Annotated in this window: 16 protein-coding genes; 7 read left to right on the forward strand and 9 right to left on the reverse strand. The window is 51.6% G+C overall.

The genetic code is table 11. From position 1 onward, the window contains the following. Positions 1-26 precede the first annotated feature (26 nt). The 3 genes from ACY430_RS01650 to hisA are packed head-to-tail and all read right to left on the reverse strand — an operon-like array spanning position 27 to position 2,566. Positions 27-1,088, reverse strand: a complete 1,062-nt coding sequence (locus tag ACY430_RS01650; protein ID WP_462137169.1) for a deoxyguanosinetriphosphate triphosphohydrolase — start codon at positions 1,086-1,088, stop codon at positions 27-29. After that, positions 1,085-1,843, reverse strand: coding sequence for an imidazole glycerol phosphate synthase subunit HisF (gene hisF / locus ACY430_RS01655; protein WP_462137170.1), 759 nt, complete (start codon positions 1,841-1,843; stop codon positions 1,085-1,087). The genes ACY430_RS01650 and hisF overlap by 4 nt, the downstream gene beginning before the upstream one ends. After that, the gene (gene hisA / locus ACY430_RS01660; RefSeq protein WP_462137171.1) at positions 1,844-2,566 is read right to left on the reverse strand and encodes a 1-(5-phosphoribosyl)-5-[(5-phosphoribosylamino)methylideneamino]imidazole-4-carboxamide isomerase; all 723 of its coding nucleotides are present in this window, start codon (positions 2,564-2,566) and stop codon (positions 1,844-1,846) included. A 100-nt stretch (positions 2,567-2,666) separates the two neighbouring features. Here hisA and ACY430_RS01665 point away from each other — a divergent pair, with 100 nt between their 5' ends. The 5 genes from ACY430_RS01665 to mce are packed head-to-tail and all read left to right on the forward strand — an operon-like array spanning position 2,667 to position 6,319. Continuing rightward, positions 2,667-3,083, forward strand: a complete 417-nt coding sequence (locus ACY430_RS01665) for an EVE domain-containing protein (protein WP_462137172.1) — start codon at positions 2,667-2,669, stop codon at positions 3,081-3,083. Beyond that, positions 3,083-4,051 carry a methylmalonyl Co-A mutase-associated GTPase MeaB gene (gene meaB / locus ACY430_RS01670; RefSeq protein WP_462137173.1) on the forward strand — a complete coding sequence of 323 codons (969 nt, stop codon included), beginning with the start codon at positions 3,083-3,085 and terminating at the stop codon, positions 4,049-4,051. The genes ACY430_RS01665 and meaB overlap by 1 nt, the downstream gene beginning before the upstream one ends. Next, a complete protein-coding gene (locus ACY430_RS01675) occupies positions 4,048-5,484 on the forward strand; it encodes an Rne/Rng family ribonuclease (protein ID WP_462137174.1) in 1,437 nt (478 codons plus the stop codon). The genes meaB and ACY430_RS01675 overlap by 4 nt, the downstream gene beginning before the upstream one ends. Next, complete coding sequence (locus ACY430_RS01680) at positions 5,472-5,897, forward strand: thioesterase family protein (RefSeq protein WP_462137175.1); 426 nt, start codon at positions 5,472-5,474, stop codon at positions 5,895-5,897. Before ACY430_RS01675 ends, ACY430_RS01680 begins: the two co-directional genes overlap by 13 nt. Next, complete coding sequence (gene mce / locus ACY430_RS01685) at positions 5,894-6,319, forward strand: methylmalonyl-CoA epimerase (RefSeq protein WP_462137176.1); 426 nt, start codon at positions 5,894-5,896, stop codon at positions 6,317-6,319. Before ACY430_RS01680 ends, mce begins: the two co-directional genes overlap by 4 nt. 18 nt (positions 6,320-6,337) lie before the next feature. Here the strand turns inward: mce and tatA are convergent, their stop codons facing one another. Continuing rightward, on the reverse strand, positions 6,338-6,544 hold the full coding sequence (gene tatA / locus ACY430_RS01690; protein WP_462137177.1) for a twin-arginine translocase TatA/TatE family subunit: 207 nt from the start codon (positions 6,542-6,544) through the stop codon (positions 6,338-6,340). Positions 6,545-6,593: 49 nt separating this feature from the next. Continuing rightward, positions 6,594-7,532 carry a thioredoxin-disulfide reductase gene (gene trxB / locus ACY430_RS01695; protein ID WP_462137178.1) on the reverse strand — a complete coding sequence of 313 codons (939 nt, stop codon included), beginning with the start codon at positions 7,530-7,532 and terminating at the stop codon, positions 6,594-6,596. Here trxB and ygfZ point away from each other — a divergent pair. Together ygfZ and gyrB are read left to right on the forward strand one after the other, a co-directional pair. Further along, positions 7,516-8,586 (forward strand): CAF17-like 4Fe-4S cluster assembly/insertion protein YgfZ, encoded by a 1,071-nt coding sequence (ygfZ, locus tag ACY430_RS01700; protein WP_462137179.1) that lies wholly within the window; start codon positions 7,516-7,518, stop codon positions 8,584-8,586. The two genes, trxB and ygfZ, sit on opposite strands and share 17 nt — an antisense overlap. Positions 8,587-8,721: 135 nt before the next feature. After that, positions 8,722-11,181 (forward strand): DNA topoisomerase (ATP-hydrolyzing) subunit B, encoded by a 2,460-nt coding sequence (gyrB, locus tag ACY430_RS01705; RefSeq protein ID WP_462137180.1) that lies wholly within the window; start codon positions 8,722-8,724, stop codon positions 11,179-11,181. A gap of 71 nt (positions 11,182-11,252) precedes the next feature. Here gyrB and ACY430_RS01710 read toward each other — a convergent pair whose 3' ends face one another. The 4 genes from ACY430_RS01710 to ACY430_RS01725 form a co-directional block, all read right to left on the reverse strand. Then, the gene (locus ACY430_RS01710; protein WP_462137181.1) at positions 11,253-12,281 is read right to left on the reverse strand and encodes an ankyrin repeat domain-containing protein; all 1,029 of its coding nucleotides are present in this window, start codon (positions 12,279-12,281) and stop codon (positions 11,253-11,255) included. Positions 12,282-12,306: 25 nt separating this feature from the next. Next, entirely contained in the window at positions 12,307-14,016 is a 1,710-nt protein-coding gene (locus ACY430_RS01715) for a proline--tRNA ligase (RefSeq protein ID WP_462137182.1), read from the reverse strand. Positions 14,017-14,043: 27 nt separating this feature from the next. Next, entirely contained in the window at positions 14,044-15,102 is a 1,059-nt protein-coding gene (gene ispG, locus ACY430_RS01720) for a flavodoxin-dependent (E)-4-hydroxy-3-methylbut-2-enyl-diphosphate synthase (RefSeq protein ID WP_462137183.1), read from the reverse strand. A 35-nt stretch (positions 15,103-15,137) separates the two neighbouring features. Next, a partial coding sequence (locus ACY430_RS01725) for a tRNA threonylcarbamoyladenosine biosynthesis protein TsaB (RefSeq protein WP_462137184.1) occupies positions 15,138-15,559 on the reverse strand: 422 nt, incomplete at its 5' end.

Raw genomic sequence — 15,559 nt, forward strand, 5'->3', positions numbered from 1 at the left:
AGAAGGCATTAAATTTGTTGCGGAAATTAGATGCCTCTCCTGTGTTGCCATTCTGAGGGCATGAATATTTTTTTAAAAACATGAGTGGCGTAAGAGTCGGTCATTCCCGCAATGAAATCGCAAACAGCCCTTTCATGTGAATCTTTCGGATGTGCTTTCTTTATTCCCCATTTTGCGGCTTCGTCGGTATTTTCACAGAAATACAGATAAAGAGCCTCCACCATTTTCGCGGCTCTTTCCGATTCCCTTTTAACTTCTTCCACAAGATAGACATTTTCGAACAGATATTCTCTGATTCCAAGCATCGCTTCTTCAAACTTCCGGCTAATGGCAATTTTGCCGTGCCCCTCAAGGGTTGTTTGGGAAACTATGTCCCTTACCATTCTGTTCAGTCTTTGAGAACAGTCTTTGCCGAGAACTTCCGTGTATTCCTGCGGTATATCGCTCTCAGATATGATGCCGGACCTTATTGCGTCATCTATGTCATGGTTGGCGTAGGCGACCAAATCCGACACCCTGACCACCTGTCCTTCAAGGGTTTGCGGCGCAGTGCTCCCGCCGTCTATGGAGCCGCCGCGCCCTTTTGAATGCTTTGCTATTCCGTCCAGCACTTCATAAGTCAGGTTCAGTCCGTCCCCGTTGTTTTCAAGAAGTTTCACAACACGAACGCTGTGTTCAACATGAGAAAAACCTCCCGGAAAAACACCGTTCAACGCCTTTTCTCCCGTATGTCCGAAAGGTGTGTGTCCAAGATCGTGTCCCATCGCTATGGCTTCGGCCAGGTCCTCATTCAGACAAAGCGCACGAGCTATTGTTCGTGCAATCTGGGAGACCTCTATGACATGGGTAAGGCGGGTTCTGTAATGGTCATTGGTGGGGGAGAAGAACACCTGGGTTTTGTGTTTCATCCGGCGGAACGACTTGGAATGAACAATGCGGTCTCTGTCACGCTGGAACGGGTTTCTGATTCCGCACTCGTCTTCGGGTTTGGCTCTGCCTTTTGATTCCGAACTCAAAGTCGCGTGAGGTGAAAGAACAAGTTTTTCCTTTTCCTGAAACTGCTCCCTGATTGTTTTGTTTTTCGTCATATTCTCACATCCACCCCTTTTGAAGCGAGATGGCGTTTTGTTTCCATTATGCTCAAATCCCCGTAGTGGAAAACCGAAGCGGCGAGAAGCGCATCCGCGCCGCCGTCCCGCGCGCCCTCAACAAAATGCTCAAGCGTTCCCACTCCGCCCGAAGCGATAACGGGAACCGAAACGGTTTCACAAACGGCTTTTGTGAGTGCGATGTCGTAGCCCTTGAGCGTGCCGTCTCTGTCCATGCTGGTAAGCAAAATTTCGCCCGCGCCCGTTTTTTCCATTTCCCGCGCCCATTTTACGGCGTCTTTTCCGGTCGCGTTTCTTCCTCCGTGCGTGAAAACCTCCCAAAAGTCCCCATCGCCGCGCCTCGCGTCAATGGCGACCACAACGCACTGGCTTCCGAATTTCGCCGCGGCATCTTCAACGATTTTCGGGTTCTCAACCGCGGCGGTGTTGATAACAACCTTGTCCGCTCCGGCAAGAAGCAGAGCGCGGACATCTTGCGAAGTTGAAATTCCGCCTCCCACCGAAAGTGGAACAAAAACATTTGCGGCGGTTTTTTCAACAATTTCAATAATAGTTTTTCTGCGCTCGTGCGAGGCGGTTATGTCAAGAAAAGCTATTTCGTCCGCCCCTTCCTCCGAATACCGCACCGCGCACTCGGCGGGGTCTCCGGCGTCTTTCAAGCTCACAAACTGAACACCTTTTACAACCCTGCCGTCTTTGACGTCAAGGCACGGAATTATGCGCTTGGCAACCAATCAGGAAAACCTCCGTATCGCGCTTTTAATGTCAACTCCGCCCGAATAAGCCGCTCTGCCCACAATGACTCCGTGCAATCCTGAGTCCTGAAAAGGCAACAGTTTTTCTATGTCTTCGGGGCGCGACACTCCGCCCGAAGCCATAACCGGAATGTCGCACGCCGCGAGAAAACTCTCCAGTCGTCCGAGGTCAAGCCCGCTCAGCGTGCCGTCCCGGTCAATGTCGGTTTTAATCACCATGCTGACGCCTGAATCTTTGAGCGCCGCCGCCGCGTTTGCGGCGGTCATTCCCGAATCCTCAGTCCATCCTTTTACCGCGACCATCTCTCCGCGCGTGTCCAGCGCGACTGCGATTTGCCCCGGAAATTTCGAGCACGCGCTTTTGAGAAAATCGGTTTTTTCAAGCGCGGCGGTGCCGAGTATGACCGTTTGCGTGCCGCCCGAAAGATACATTTTTACCGCTTCAAGTGTGCGTATCCCGCCTCCCACCTGAACCCCGCACGACACGGCTCCGGTGATTTCCGCTATCAGTTTGTGATTTACCGGGGCGCCGGAAAACGCGCCGTCCAAATCCACAACGTGTATGACCTCCGCGCCGCAATCATCCCAGCGCCGCGCAACTGAAACGGGGTCGTCCGAGAAAACCGTTTCGGAATCCGCTTCGCCTCTCACAAGGCGAACGCACCTGCCTTCTTTGATGTCTATGGCGGGAATTACAACCATCTCAAACGGCTAATATACACTCAAACGGCCCGGCAGTCCCAACATTGTACGCGCAGTTTGATGTTTTCAACCGCTTGTCCAAGCGGATATATTCCAGCGGATGAACTACTGGCTCGTTAAGTCCGAACCTTTCAAATATTCATGGGAAGATTTTATGAGGGACGGGCGCACATATTGGGACGGCGTGCGCAACTATCAGGCGCGCAACAACCTCGCGGCGATGAAGACGGGAGACCTCGCGCTTTTTTATCACAGTAACGAGGGGCTTGAGATTGTCGGGGTCGCGAAGGTGGTCAAAGAGAGTTATCAGGACCCCACAACCGATGATGAAAGATGGGTTGCGGTTGATGTGGAACCGGACTCTGTTCTTGAACATCCGGTCGGGCTGGGGGATATTAAGACAGACCCCGTGCTTCAAGAGATGCATATTGTAAAACAGAGTAGACTTTCGGTAACGCCGGTTTTGAAAAAGCATTTTGACATACTGATAAAAAAGGGGAAAAACAGACCTCTGTAATGGCCCTTTCAACAAATCCCGAAGAGCTTGTAAAAGAAATGCTCGGCGGCGGCAGGGGCGCTCTCGCCCGCCTGATAAGCCTCGCTGAAGGCGGCAGAATTAACACGATTGAACTTCTCGCGGGGAGCAAAGCCAAAACAGGCGCCCCTTCGGTTATTGGAATAACGGGGCCCCCGGGAGCGGGGAAAAGCACCTTGACGGACAAACTTGTGGAAAAATTCCGCACGCGCGGAACGAAGGTTGGCGTTATCGCGATAGATCCCTCCAGCCCGTTCACGGGCGGCGCGCTTCTTGGCGACAGGGTACGCATGGGCAGCCATTCCGATGATGAAGGGGTTTTTATTAGAAGCCTCGGTTCGCGCGGCTCTCTGGGCGGGCTTTCGCGCGCCACCGGAGACATCATACGGCTTATGGGCGCTTTCGGCGCGGAGTGCGTGCTGATTGAAACCGTTGGCGTGGGGCAGAGTGAGCTTGACATCGCGGGCGTGGCTGACACGGTGGTTGTGGTTCTGGTTCCGGAATCGGGCGACTCAATACAGACGATGAAAGCCGGAATAATGGAAATCGGCGATGTGTTTGTTGTGAACAAATCCGACAGACAAAACGCCGAATCCCTCGCGGCGGAGATTAGCGGCACTCTCTCCATAAGGGCTTCAAGGAACGGCTGGAGCGTTCCGGTGCTTTTGACGAAAGCCACTTTGGGCGAAGGCGTGAGCGAACTCGCCTCGCAGATTGAAAAACACGGCGATTTTCTCAAAAAAGGCGGTTTTTTGGACGAAAAACGGTGCGCGCGAACCAGAAAAGATCTTATGGATGAAGTGAAGGGCATTCTCGGCTCGCTTGCCGAAAACGCCTTGAAAGACAGCGCGAACGGAGCCGGTATTGTTTCCGCCGTTTTGGAGGGTGGGGTCACCATACCGGAGGGGGCGAAGAAAATCGCCGCTCTTATTGTGAAGTTGGAAAAATGAAAAAGCAGATATTAATCAGCCGTACTCTGGGAGAGATTCGCATAGCGGTGATTGAAGGCGGCATTCTTGCCGAACTCCAGATAGAGCGCGATTCCAGTTCGCGCATTTCAGGCAACATATACAAGGCAAAGGTTCTGAATACGATTCCCGGAATAAAGGCGTCTTTTGTTGACATAGGAATGGAAAAAGCCGGCATTGTTTCGTGGAAGGACATACGTTCCGAAGACGGAACTTTTGACCGCAGGGAGCAGGTAAGCCCCGTTTCCGAAGGGCAGGACATCATTGTGCAAGCGGTCAAAGAGCCGGTCCCGGGCAAGGGACCGAGAATGAAGGCGCGCATTACGATTGTGGGCAAGTATGTGATTCTTTCAACCGATTCGGACAAAACCGCCGTGTCGAAAAAAATCGGGCACGGAGCCGAAAGGCGTGACGTCGGTAAAACGCTTGAAAAACTCCGCCCGCAAAACATGGGGCTGATTGCCCGCACCGCATCAATTGACAAAGACGCCGCCCTGATTGAGGCGGAGGTGAAATCTCTGCAGGGTCAGTGGGAGAACATAGTTCAGACATCAAACATAAAGCCGTCTCCGTCTCTCCTTTACGAAGAGCCGCCCACTTTCCTGAGCGCGGTAAGGGACTTCGCATCTCCCAACGATGAGATAATTGTGGACGATTGGGACATTCTGCTTGAAATCAACCGCTATGTTGACGAAAACTTTCCGGGCGAATCGGTGTCAATCGGATACCACTATTCGGACTCCCCGCTGTTCAGGGATTTCGGAATTGAGCAGGAGATAGAAAATCTTTACAAGCGGAAAGTTCAACTCCGGTCCGGCGGCGACATGATTATTGAAGAAGCCGAGGGGCTCACCGTGATTGACGTGAACACGGGCGCGGGAACCAGCAGGGGCGGGGGAACGCTTTTACGGACAAACCTGGAAGCCGCCGCCGAAGCGGCGCGCCAGATACGGTTGCGCAATCTGGTCGGAATTATCGTCATAGACTTCATAGACATGGGAATCTCTGATATGAAAAAGGTATGCAAAACCTTTGAAGACGAGATGAGAAAAGACAGAACAAGCCACACGATTTCAGAGATTTCAGAGTTCTGCGTTCTGCACCTCACGCGCAAACGGTCGCGCGAAAGCGTGGCGAAAACACTTTCCGAACAGTGTGAAGTTTGCGACGGGGCGGGGCTTGTGAAGTCAAAAGAAACGGTTTGCTACGAAATCATCAGGGAGATAGAGCAGCATAACCTTCTCGCGCGCGGCGGCGAGATACGGGTGCGTGCTCACAAAGACATCATCAATACGATAAAATGCATTGAAAGCGGGCTGTTTGAACAGTTTGAGCGCAAGGGCGTGAGAATCATGTGCGAGGAAATCGATGAAGATATTGGCAGTTTTACCGTAAAAGGGGAATGGAAGGTTTGACTGTTGCCCGGCTTGAGAAGGGAATGTTCGTTGAGAAAGAGGTTGAGACTGATTCCTCAATGGCGGCGGACAGATTTCATGAAAAATCGCCAAGGGTTTTGTCCACGGCGTCTTTGATAGGGATTATGCAGAGCGCTTGCGCGGACGTTATGGCGCCGTTTCTCGGCTCAAATGAAATGGTTGTGAGCATCAGGGTTGAGATGAGCCACTTCGGCGCGGTTCCCGTGGGCACATGCGTGAAACTCACAACCCGCATTGTTGAGGTTAAAGACCGTCAGGTGATTTTCAGCGTTGAGGCGTCCGACCGCGGGCAGACAATTGCATCGGGCAAAAACAACATGTTCATAATTGACAAAGACAGGTTTGAGAAGGGCATTGAGCGATACAAAGCCGGGGAAATGGTGGAGCAGTGAAACCGAATGAAAACGGCAGTCTTTACCACATAGCGATTGCCGTGAAGAACCTTAAAGAGTCTGAAAAACTGTATGAAACGGTTATGGGGCTTAAAGTAACCCACAGGGAGGAGATCGCCGAGCAGGGCGTCAGGGCGTCAATGCTTCAGCCGCAAAGCGGCGAGGGTACGGCGATTGAATTGTTGGAGCCCACCGGAGAGGATTCTCCGATACACAAATTTCTTGAAACAAGAGGCGAGGGAATTCACCACATCTGCTTTTTTGTGGATGACATTGAGAAATCGCTTGCGGAATTGAAAAATCAAGGCGTCCGCCTTATAGACGAAACCCCGCGCGCGGGCGCTTACAACTCAAAAGTGGCTTTTGTTCATCCCAAGGCGATGAACGGTGTTCTTGTGGAACTTGCGGAAATTGCGGGGTAGCCCGTCTTGTGCCCGAGTTCAATTTTTGGGAGGGCGGAATTCGGAGCCGCCGGAGCCCTTGTCTTCGTCGTTGTCGTCCGAAGAACCGTCTCCTTCAAGCGAACTGCGGAAGTTTTTGATTCCCTTTCCAAGCGCGGAACCGATTGAACCGAGCCGCCCCGGACCGAAAACCAGAAGAACTATTACAAGAACTATTACAAGTTCGGTTATGCCTATTGAGCCCATTGTTTTATGTTACCGAAAGGGCGGCTTATTTCAACTGCGCGCGGTTCCATTACTTCCCTTGCTCTTCCAAAAACCTTTCGGCGTCAAGAGCGGCGGCGCAGCCGGAACCGGCGGCGGTGATTGCCTGTTTGTAGCGTTTATCCTGCACATCTCCCGCGGCGAAAACGCCCGGGATGTTCATTTCGCTCGTGCCGGGTTTTGTTATCAGATAGCCGTCCTCGTCCATATCAAGCGCGCCGTTGAAAATTCCGGTGTTGGGGTTGTGCCCGATGGCGACAAACATTCCCTCGCACGGTTCTTCCGATGTTTCGCCGGTTTTGAGATTTTTCAGAACAACGCCCGTAACCCCCGCTTCTTCGGAGCCCTTGACCTCTTCAACCGCCGAGTCCCAGATGAAATCAATCTTCGGATTATCAAACGCGCGCTTCTGCATTATCTTTGATGCGCGCAACGCGTCTCTTCTGTGAATAACGGTAACTTTTGAAGCGAACTTTGTGAGAAAATTCGCTTCCTCCATCGCGCTGTCCCCGCCACCGACTACAACGATTTCCTTGTCTTTGAAAAAAAAGCCGTCGCAAGTGGCGCAGGTGGAAACGCCGCGTCCGAGAAGTTTTTTCTCCGATTCCAGCCCCATCATTCTCGCGCTTGCCCCTGAGCAGACTATCAGCGTGTCCGCCGTTATATCTTTGCCGGAAGAGGTTTTAATTTTGAAAGGGCGGGACGAAATTTTAACACTTGAGATTTCTTCATTAACGCATTCGGCGCCGAAACGTTGCGCCTGTTTTCTCATTGAGTCCATAAGTTCCGGTCCCATCACGCCTTGCGGAAAGCCCGGAAAGTTTTCAACATCGGTTGTGAGCGTCAGCTGTCCACCCGCTTCAAACCCTTCAAAAACAAGCGGCGAAAGGTTGGCGCGCGCCGTGTAAAGCGCCGCCGTGAGACCTGCGGGTCCGGAGCCCATTATCACTACTTTGCTGTGTTTTTCCATTGAACGGTCCGCGCGGAAAACTCGTGTATTATATTTTATCTGCGAAGATAATAAAAACTTCAATGAAGAATACCGCCGCGCCCGCGATGGTTGCGCGCTGTTTGACCTTTCCGGTGCGGGCAAACTTTTTCTCAAAGGCAAAGACCATCTCAAATTTCTTCAGAGCATTCTCACAAATGATGTTTTGAAGCCCGCCGCCGGGCAGGGCGTTTACTCGCTGATGCTGAATCGCAAGGGCAGGGTTTTGTGCGATATGAATCTTTTTATGGCGGACGGCGGGACGCTGATTGACATAACCAACCCTGATGTCGCCGCGCGGACGCAAACCCTGATGGACGAAATGAAACTGTCATACAGGGTTGAGATTGAGAGAAAAACACGCCATCTCGTTCACATCGCGGGACCGTCCGCGGAGGATGCGGTGTCAGAGGTTCTGGGTCGGGAAGTGAAAACTATGAAGCCTTTTGACCATTTTGAGACGGCCGTGAAAAAACTTTCGGGGACGACCGGCGGCGCGGTTTGGGCGGCGCGATGCGACAGAACGGGCCTTGGGGGTTTTGACATTGAGGCGAATAACCCCGAAGTCCGGGTGGAAATTGAAAAACAGTTCGCATCCGGCGGCGTTTTGCCGGCAAGCACGCAAACGTTTGACATTCTCAGAATGGAGGCGGGAATCCCCGAATACGGAAAAGACATGGACGAATCCGTAATCGCGCCCGAAACGGGGCTTGAAAACGCCATATCTTTTGACAAGGGGTGCTATGTGGGGCAGGAGATTGTGGCCAGAGCACACTGGAGAGGCAGGGTAAACAGGCGCTTTTCGGGATTTTTATTTGACGGGCGGCCCAGTGCGCCCGGAGAGATTGTTTCCCCCGAAGGCACGCCGATCGGGCGGATAACATCGTCAGGGTTTTCACCGGATTTCGGCGCGGTTGCGCTGGGATACATAAGGCGCGAATACGGCGAGCCCGGAACGGCGGTAAAGACCGGAGACGGACACGAGGGAAAGGTTGCCGAATTGCCGCTTGCGGGGGCGGCTTCCGCGGCTTCCTGAAACCTGTTTGCGATTAGTGTTTACAGTATTGAAAGCCGTTTTTCTTCTGTGGACAGGGGAGGCGGATTCTGGTATAGTTTCAGGGATTGAAAATCCTTTTTTATAAACTGAAAAACATACCTTCGGAGGTTTGAATTGAGCGTAAATTCCGCACCAAAAAATAACGACTACACATCGGAACAGATTAAGGTTCTTCCGGGACTTGAAGCGGTTCGCAAGCGTCCCGATATGTATATCGGAGACACGAGCACGAGGGGTTTTCACCATCTTGTTTTTGAGGTTGTTGACAACAGCGTTGATGAGGCGCTTGCGGGTTTTTGCACGGAAGTAAAAACCGTCATTCATTCCGACGGCTCAATAACGATTTCCGACAACGGCAGGGGCATTCCCGTTGACAAGCACGAAAAGACCGGCAAATCGGGCGTTGAAGTGGTTATGACGATGCTACACGCCGGAGGGAAGTTTGACGGCAAGGTCTACAAGGTTTCCGGCGGGCTTCACGGGGTCGGCGTTACGGTTGTGAACGCGCTTTCGGAGTCTCTTGAACTTGAAATACATCGGGACGGCAAGATATGGAAGCAGAGATACGAAAAAGGCAAAACCGTAACGGAACTTGAAAGCAGCGGAACCACAAAATCAAGCGGCACTTCCATCACCTTCAAGCCGGACTCCACAATCTTTGAGATAAGCGATTTTTCCTACGACACCGTTGCGCACAGAATCAGGGAGCTTGCTTTTCTCAACAGCGGACTCCACATGCATCTTTCCGATGAGAGAACGGGCAAAAATCAGGAGTTTGTCTATGAAGGCGGAATAAGCGCGTTTGTCGCGGAGATGAATGAACGCGTCCGCCCGCTTCACCCCGAAGTGATCCACGTTGACGGCGAGAAGTCCGACACCATGGTGGAGATTGCGTTTCAGTATAACGACACATACAGGGAAAATGTTTTGTGCTACGCGAACAACATCAACAACATTGAAGGCGGCACCCACCTCGCCGGATTCAGAGCCGCGCTGACCCGCACAATCAACAAATACGCCGAAGACAAGGGACTGCTCAAAAACATCAAAGTTCAACTGACCGGCGATGACGTGCGCGAGGGGCTGACCGCAGTCGTGAGCGTGAAACTGCCCGATCCCAAATTTGAAGGGCAGACGAAAACAAAACTCGGCAACACCGCTGTGAAGGGAATCGTGGAAACGCTTCTTAACGATAAACTCAGCGCTTTTTTTGAGCAGAATCCGCAAATAGCCAAACGTGTGGTCGGCAAAGCGGCGGACGCCGCACGCGCAAGAGATGCCGCGCGTAAAGCGAGGGAACTTACGCGGCGCAAAAGCGCGCTGGAGTCCGGCTCGCTTCCGGGCAAACTCGCCGATTGTCAGGAAAAAGACCCGTCCCGTTGCGAACTTTTCATAGTTGAGGGAGAGTCGGCCGGCGGCTCGGCAAAACAGGCGCGCTCCCGGCTTGATCAGGCGGTTCTTCCGCTCAAAGGGAAAATCCTCAACGTTGAAAAAGCCCGCCTGGACAAAATGCTCGGCAATGAGGAAATCCGCACCATCATCAGCGTTCTCGGCACGGGCGTGGGCGAAGAGGATTTTGATGTTTCAAAAATCCGCTACCACAAAATCATTCTCATGACCGACGCCGATGTTGACGGCTCACACATACGGACGCTTTTGCTTACGCTTTTCTACCGCGAGTTCAGAGATGTTATAAACAGAGGTTATCTCTACATCGCCCAGCCGCCGCTCTACCGTGTGCGCAAGGGAAAAACCGACAAATACTTGAAAGATGACGCCGAATACGAAACGCATTTGCTTGGGCTCGGCGTTGAGGGTTGCTCTCTCAAAACCGGCGGCAACGGGAGCGCAAAAACCTTAAAGTCCGCAAAGTTGGAGGATTTCATCAGAGAGACAATCCGCTACGGCAGATGCCTTGAAGCGATTGCGAGAAAGGGCACGCATCCGAAAATTGTTGAAGCGTTCGCGGCTCTGCCCGATTTCAAAAGGGAAGATTTGATGCCGGGCAATGAAAAACGGCTGGACAAAAGTCTTGAGGCGGTGAAAAAACAAATCTCCGCTTCGTGTTCCGAAATAGAAGAACTTGACTGGATGATAGAAGGGGGCGAAAGAGATGAGGCGGGCAATGCCGCGCCGCTCAAAATTGTCTATAATTTCAAGGAAAACGGCGCGGTTGCGCGCACGGAAATTGACCACACGCTTGTTTCCTCTCCTGAATTTTCAGACCTTGCCAAGCTCTCAAATTCTGTCAAATCAATCGGGCAAAGCCCTTACACGGTGGAACACGCCGAAGGCGAGCAGTTGTTTGAAAAGTTTTCCGAAGTGTCTGATTTTATACTGGAGCGCGGCAAAAAGGGGTTGTTCATTCAGAGATACAAGGGGCTCGGAGAGATGAACCCCGAACAGTTATGGGTAACCACTATGAACCCCGAAACCTACACGCTCAGAAAAGTAACACTTGAAGACGCCGAAGGCGCGGAGTTGATGTTCCAAACCCTCATGGGCGATGAGGTTGAACCGCGCCGCGAGTTCATTGAACAGAACGCGCTCAATGTGGTTAATTTGGACGTTTGAATGACGGATGTCTTTACCTTTGCTGATTTTGGCGGAACAGCAGATTCACTGAATTAAGTTAAGTTTGGTGGTCAAGGTTTGAGACGGTAGTAAATATCCTGATAGTAATTAGTGCCTTTCCCTTGAGTTTGCCAGATATCAAGAGCAGTCCAGCCGTTTTTGTCTTTTGCTTTTATATCTGCCCCTGCTTTTAACAATTTTTGCACTGCTCCGGTGGTGCCCGACCACGTCGCCCACATCAAAGCAGTCCAGCCGTCGTTTTTATTTTTTGCTTCTATGTCCGCTCCTGCTTTCAGCAATTCTTGTATTGATTCGGTGTTGCCGACACTCGCTGCCCACATCAAAGCAGTGCAGTCGTTTTTACTCCTTGCTTCTATATCTGCCCCTGTTTTCAGCAATTCCTGCACTGCTTTGGTTTTGTCATGCACCACCGCCCATATCAAAGTAGTCCAGCCGCTGTTTCCATATTTTTCTTCTATATCCGTCCGGGTTTTTCTATCCGCCGCCCAGTTGCTGTTTCCATATTTGTTTTCTATATCCACCCAGTCTTCTATATCCGTCCAGATATCCGCCCAGCCATTTTCATCTTTTGCTTCTATGTCCGCTCCTGCTTTCAGCAATTCCTGTATTGCTTCGGTTTTGTCATTCGCCACCGCTTGAATTAAAGCAGTCCAGCCATTTTTGTCTTTTGGTTTTATATCTGCCCCTGCTTTTAGCAATTCCCGCACTGTTCCGGTGCCCGACCACGTCGCCCACATCAAAGCCGTCCTACCATCTTCATCTTTTGCTTCTATGTCCGCTCCTGCTTTCAGCAATTCCTGTATTGCTTCGGTTTTGTCATTCGCCACCGCTTGAATTAAAGCAGTCCTGCCGTTTTTGTCTTTTGGTTTTATATCTGCCCCTGCTTCCAGTAATTTCCGTATTGATTTGATGTTGCCTATACTTGCTGCCCACATCAAAGCCGTCTTACCATTTTCATCTTTTGCTTCTATATCCGTCCCTGCTTTCAGTAATTCCTGTATTGCTTCAGTGTAGCCACCTATTACCAACTGTATCAAAGCCGCACCTTCAGTTGTTTTTTGTTTGATTTTGTCCATCATTCCCTTTCAAAGTCTCCGCCGTTAGTCAGGCGTTTAATGTGTTTTTCACTTTCTCAACCGCTTTTGCCATCTCAATCTTTTCCATTTTATCCGTGAGGCGGTTTTTAATTTCAACCGTTCCGTTTTTGAGCCCTTTCGGTCCCACGACAATCTGAAACGGCGCGCCCGTTAGTTCGCAGTCTTTGAATTTTACGCCCGCGCTTTCATCTCTGTCATCAATCAGCGCGTCCGCGCCGGACTCAATCAGCCCGTTGTAAATCTCTTCCGCCACCGACACGGTCTGATTGTCTCCCATACTTGTCGGAATGACGGCGACTTCAAACGGCGCGATTGCGGGCGGAAACACCATTGAGCTGCCATCGTTGTTCTGCTCTATGGCGGCGGCGGCGGTTCTGCCTATGCCAATTCCGTAGCAACCCATCACAAACGGCTTTTCCTTTCCGTCCTTGTCCGTGAAATTCGCGTCCATTGCCTCGCTGTATTTTGTTCCGAGCAGAAACACGTGCCCGACCTCTATGCCCCGTATAGACGAAAGCGCGCCGCCGCATTCCGGGCAGCCGTCTTTGTCTTTTGCAACTTGTATGTCGGCAAACGAGTCGGGCTCAAAGTCCCGTCCCTCGGCGATGTTTGTCAGGTGGAAGTCTTTTTTGTTCGCGCCCACGACTGCGCCGCTCATGCCTTTGATTGAAAAGTCCGCGACCGTGTTAATCTTTTCCTTCATTCCCACGGGTCCCGAAAATCCGACCGCGCCGCCCGACACGCGCAGGATTTCTTCCTTGTCCGCAAGTTCGGCGGTTTGCGCGCCGAGATGTTTTTTCAGTTTTGTGAGGCTGAGTTCCCTGTTGCCGCGCACAAGGGCGGAAACGGTTCCGGTGTCGGTCTTTACAATCAGGGTTTTTATCAGATTTGACGGCGCGGTTTTGAGCAGTTTTGCCACATCCTCAACGGTTTTCATTCCGGGCGTTTCCGTTTCTTTGATTTGTTCGGGATTATCTTTCGCTTCGGCGCTTTTGATTTGAGCAATGCCCGCGAGTTCAAGGTTTGCGGCGTAACCGCATTTTTCGCAAGACATCACAACGTCCTCGCCGTTGGGCGCGAGCACCATAAACTCATGAGACTCGCTTCCCCCTATGTTTCCCGTGTCTGCCAGCACCGCGCGAAAATCAAGCCCGCACCGCTCAAAGATTCTGCCGTAGGCGTCATACATTTTTTCATACGATTTTCTCGCCTCTTCAACCGAAACATCAAAACTGTAAGCGTCCTTCATTATGAATTCCCGCGCGCGCATCACGCCGAAACGCGGGCGGATTTCATCTCTGAACTTTGTCTGAATCTGGTAGAGATTTTTGGGCAGGTCTTTGTATGAGAGCAGGGTCGCCGCCGCAATTTCAGTTATAACTTCCTCATGCGTGGGCCCGATGCAGAAATCGCGCTCGGCTCTGTCTTTGAAGCGCAAAAGCTCTTTGCCGTAGTAATCCCATCTGCCGCTTTTTTTCCATAACTCCGCAGGCGCGACTGCGGGAAGAAGCAACTCAATCGCTCCCGAAGAGTTCATTTCGGCGCGCACAATTTCCTCTATTTTTCTTATGGAACGCAAGCCGAGCGGCAGGTAGTCGTATATTCCGGCCGCGATTTTTCTTATCATTCCCGCCCGCGTCATAAGTTTGTGGCTTGCGACTTCGGCGTCCGAAGGGTCGTTTTTGAGGGTCGGTATAAAGTAAGAAGAAAATCTCAAAGTTCTGTGTCCCGCCGTGCGCCGGCTTCATACGGCGTAAGTCTCAATCTCTTTGATGAGTTCATCAACAATTTGAGACTCTTTGAAAGAGCGGATGAGTTTGCCGTTTCTGTAAAGCATTCCTTTGCCTCTTCCGCCCGCGATGCCAATGTCAGCGTCGCTTGCCTCGCCCGGACCGTTCACGACACAGCCCAGAATGGCGATTTTTACGGGTCTGGGCAAATCCATGGCGCTTGTGCGTTTTTCAACATCGTCAACAAGTTTCATCAAATCTATTTCAAGCCGCCCGCAACCGGGGCACGATATGATTTCAACCCCGCTTTTTCTCATCCCTATTGATTTGAGAATGTTTATGCCCACCGTTACTTCATCAACGGGGTCGCCCGTAAGCGAAACCCGTATGGTGTCTCCGATTCCCTCCGCCAGCAGCGCGCCGATGCCGACCGAGGATTTTATCGTTCCCATGTTCGGGGTTCCCGCTTCGGTAACGCCGAGGTGAAGCGCGTATTCGGTTTGCTCCGCTATGATTTTATACGCCTCTATCATGCGTATTACATCGGTGGATTTCACCGAGATTTTTACATCGCGGAAGTCAAGATTTTCAAGAATTTCGACATGCCTCATTGCGCTTTGCGCAAGCGCGGGAGCCGTGGGCGAGCCGTGTTTTTTCAATATGTCTTTTTCAAGCGAGCCCGAATTTACGCCTATTCTTATGGGAATGTTCCGGTCTTTGCACGCGCTCACGACCTCTTTGATTTTCTGTTCCGAACCGATGTTTCCGGGGTTTATCCTCATTGCGTCAACGCCTTGCGCAATGGCGGTCAGCGCAAGTTTATGGTCAAAATGGATATCGGAGACAAGCGGTATTTTTGTCTGTTTTTTTATCTTTCCGAGCGCGTTTGCCGCGTCCATATCGGGAACTGCAAGGCGCACAATATCGCATCCGGCTTCTTCAAGACGCCGGATTTCAGCAACAGTCGCCGCGACATCGCGTGTGTCGGTTTTCGTCATTGACTGAACCGAAACGGGCGCGCCGCCGCCCACTTCAACATCGCCAATTTTGATTTTTCGGGAAATCCTGCGCAAGACGCGGAAAAAAGTAGTTTATGAGCGCGGTAGTGTCAAGAATACAAATTTTCCCTGACGTAGTTCGGGGAGAACGAAAAAGCCGTTTCGGTTTTCCCCTCCTCCATCAGCCGCAAGCCCAGAGAGGCGCACACGGACGCTTTTGAGGAAATGATTTTGAAGTCCGCGATTTCAGGTGCGCCGCCCGAGCCGTCTTCCTGCAAAAAACCCTCAACGGAGCCCGCATTCATTTCCACAAGATATTTTCTCATCTCATCGGGTGTTGTTACGCGGTCAGAGCAAAGCCGCGCGAGCCGTCCGTTTTCCTCACTGAAAACCGCCCAGAAAAACAGTCCGCTTCTTGCGTTTATCGCCGCGCACACGGTCGCGCCGGGTTCGGGGTTTGAGCTTGCCGCGAGTATATCAAGCGATGGAACGGGGGCGATGGGGATTTTCAGAGCATAGGCGAAAGATTTTG

Source organism: Candidatus Mycalebacterium sp. (assembly GCF_977828045.1).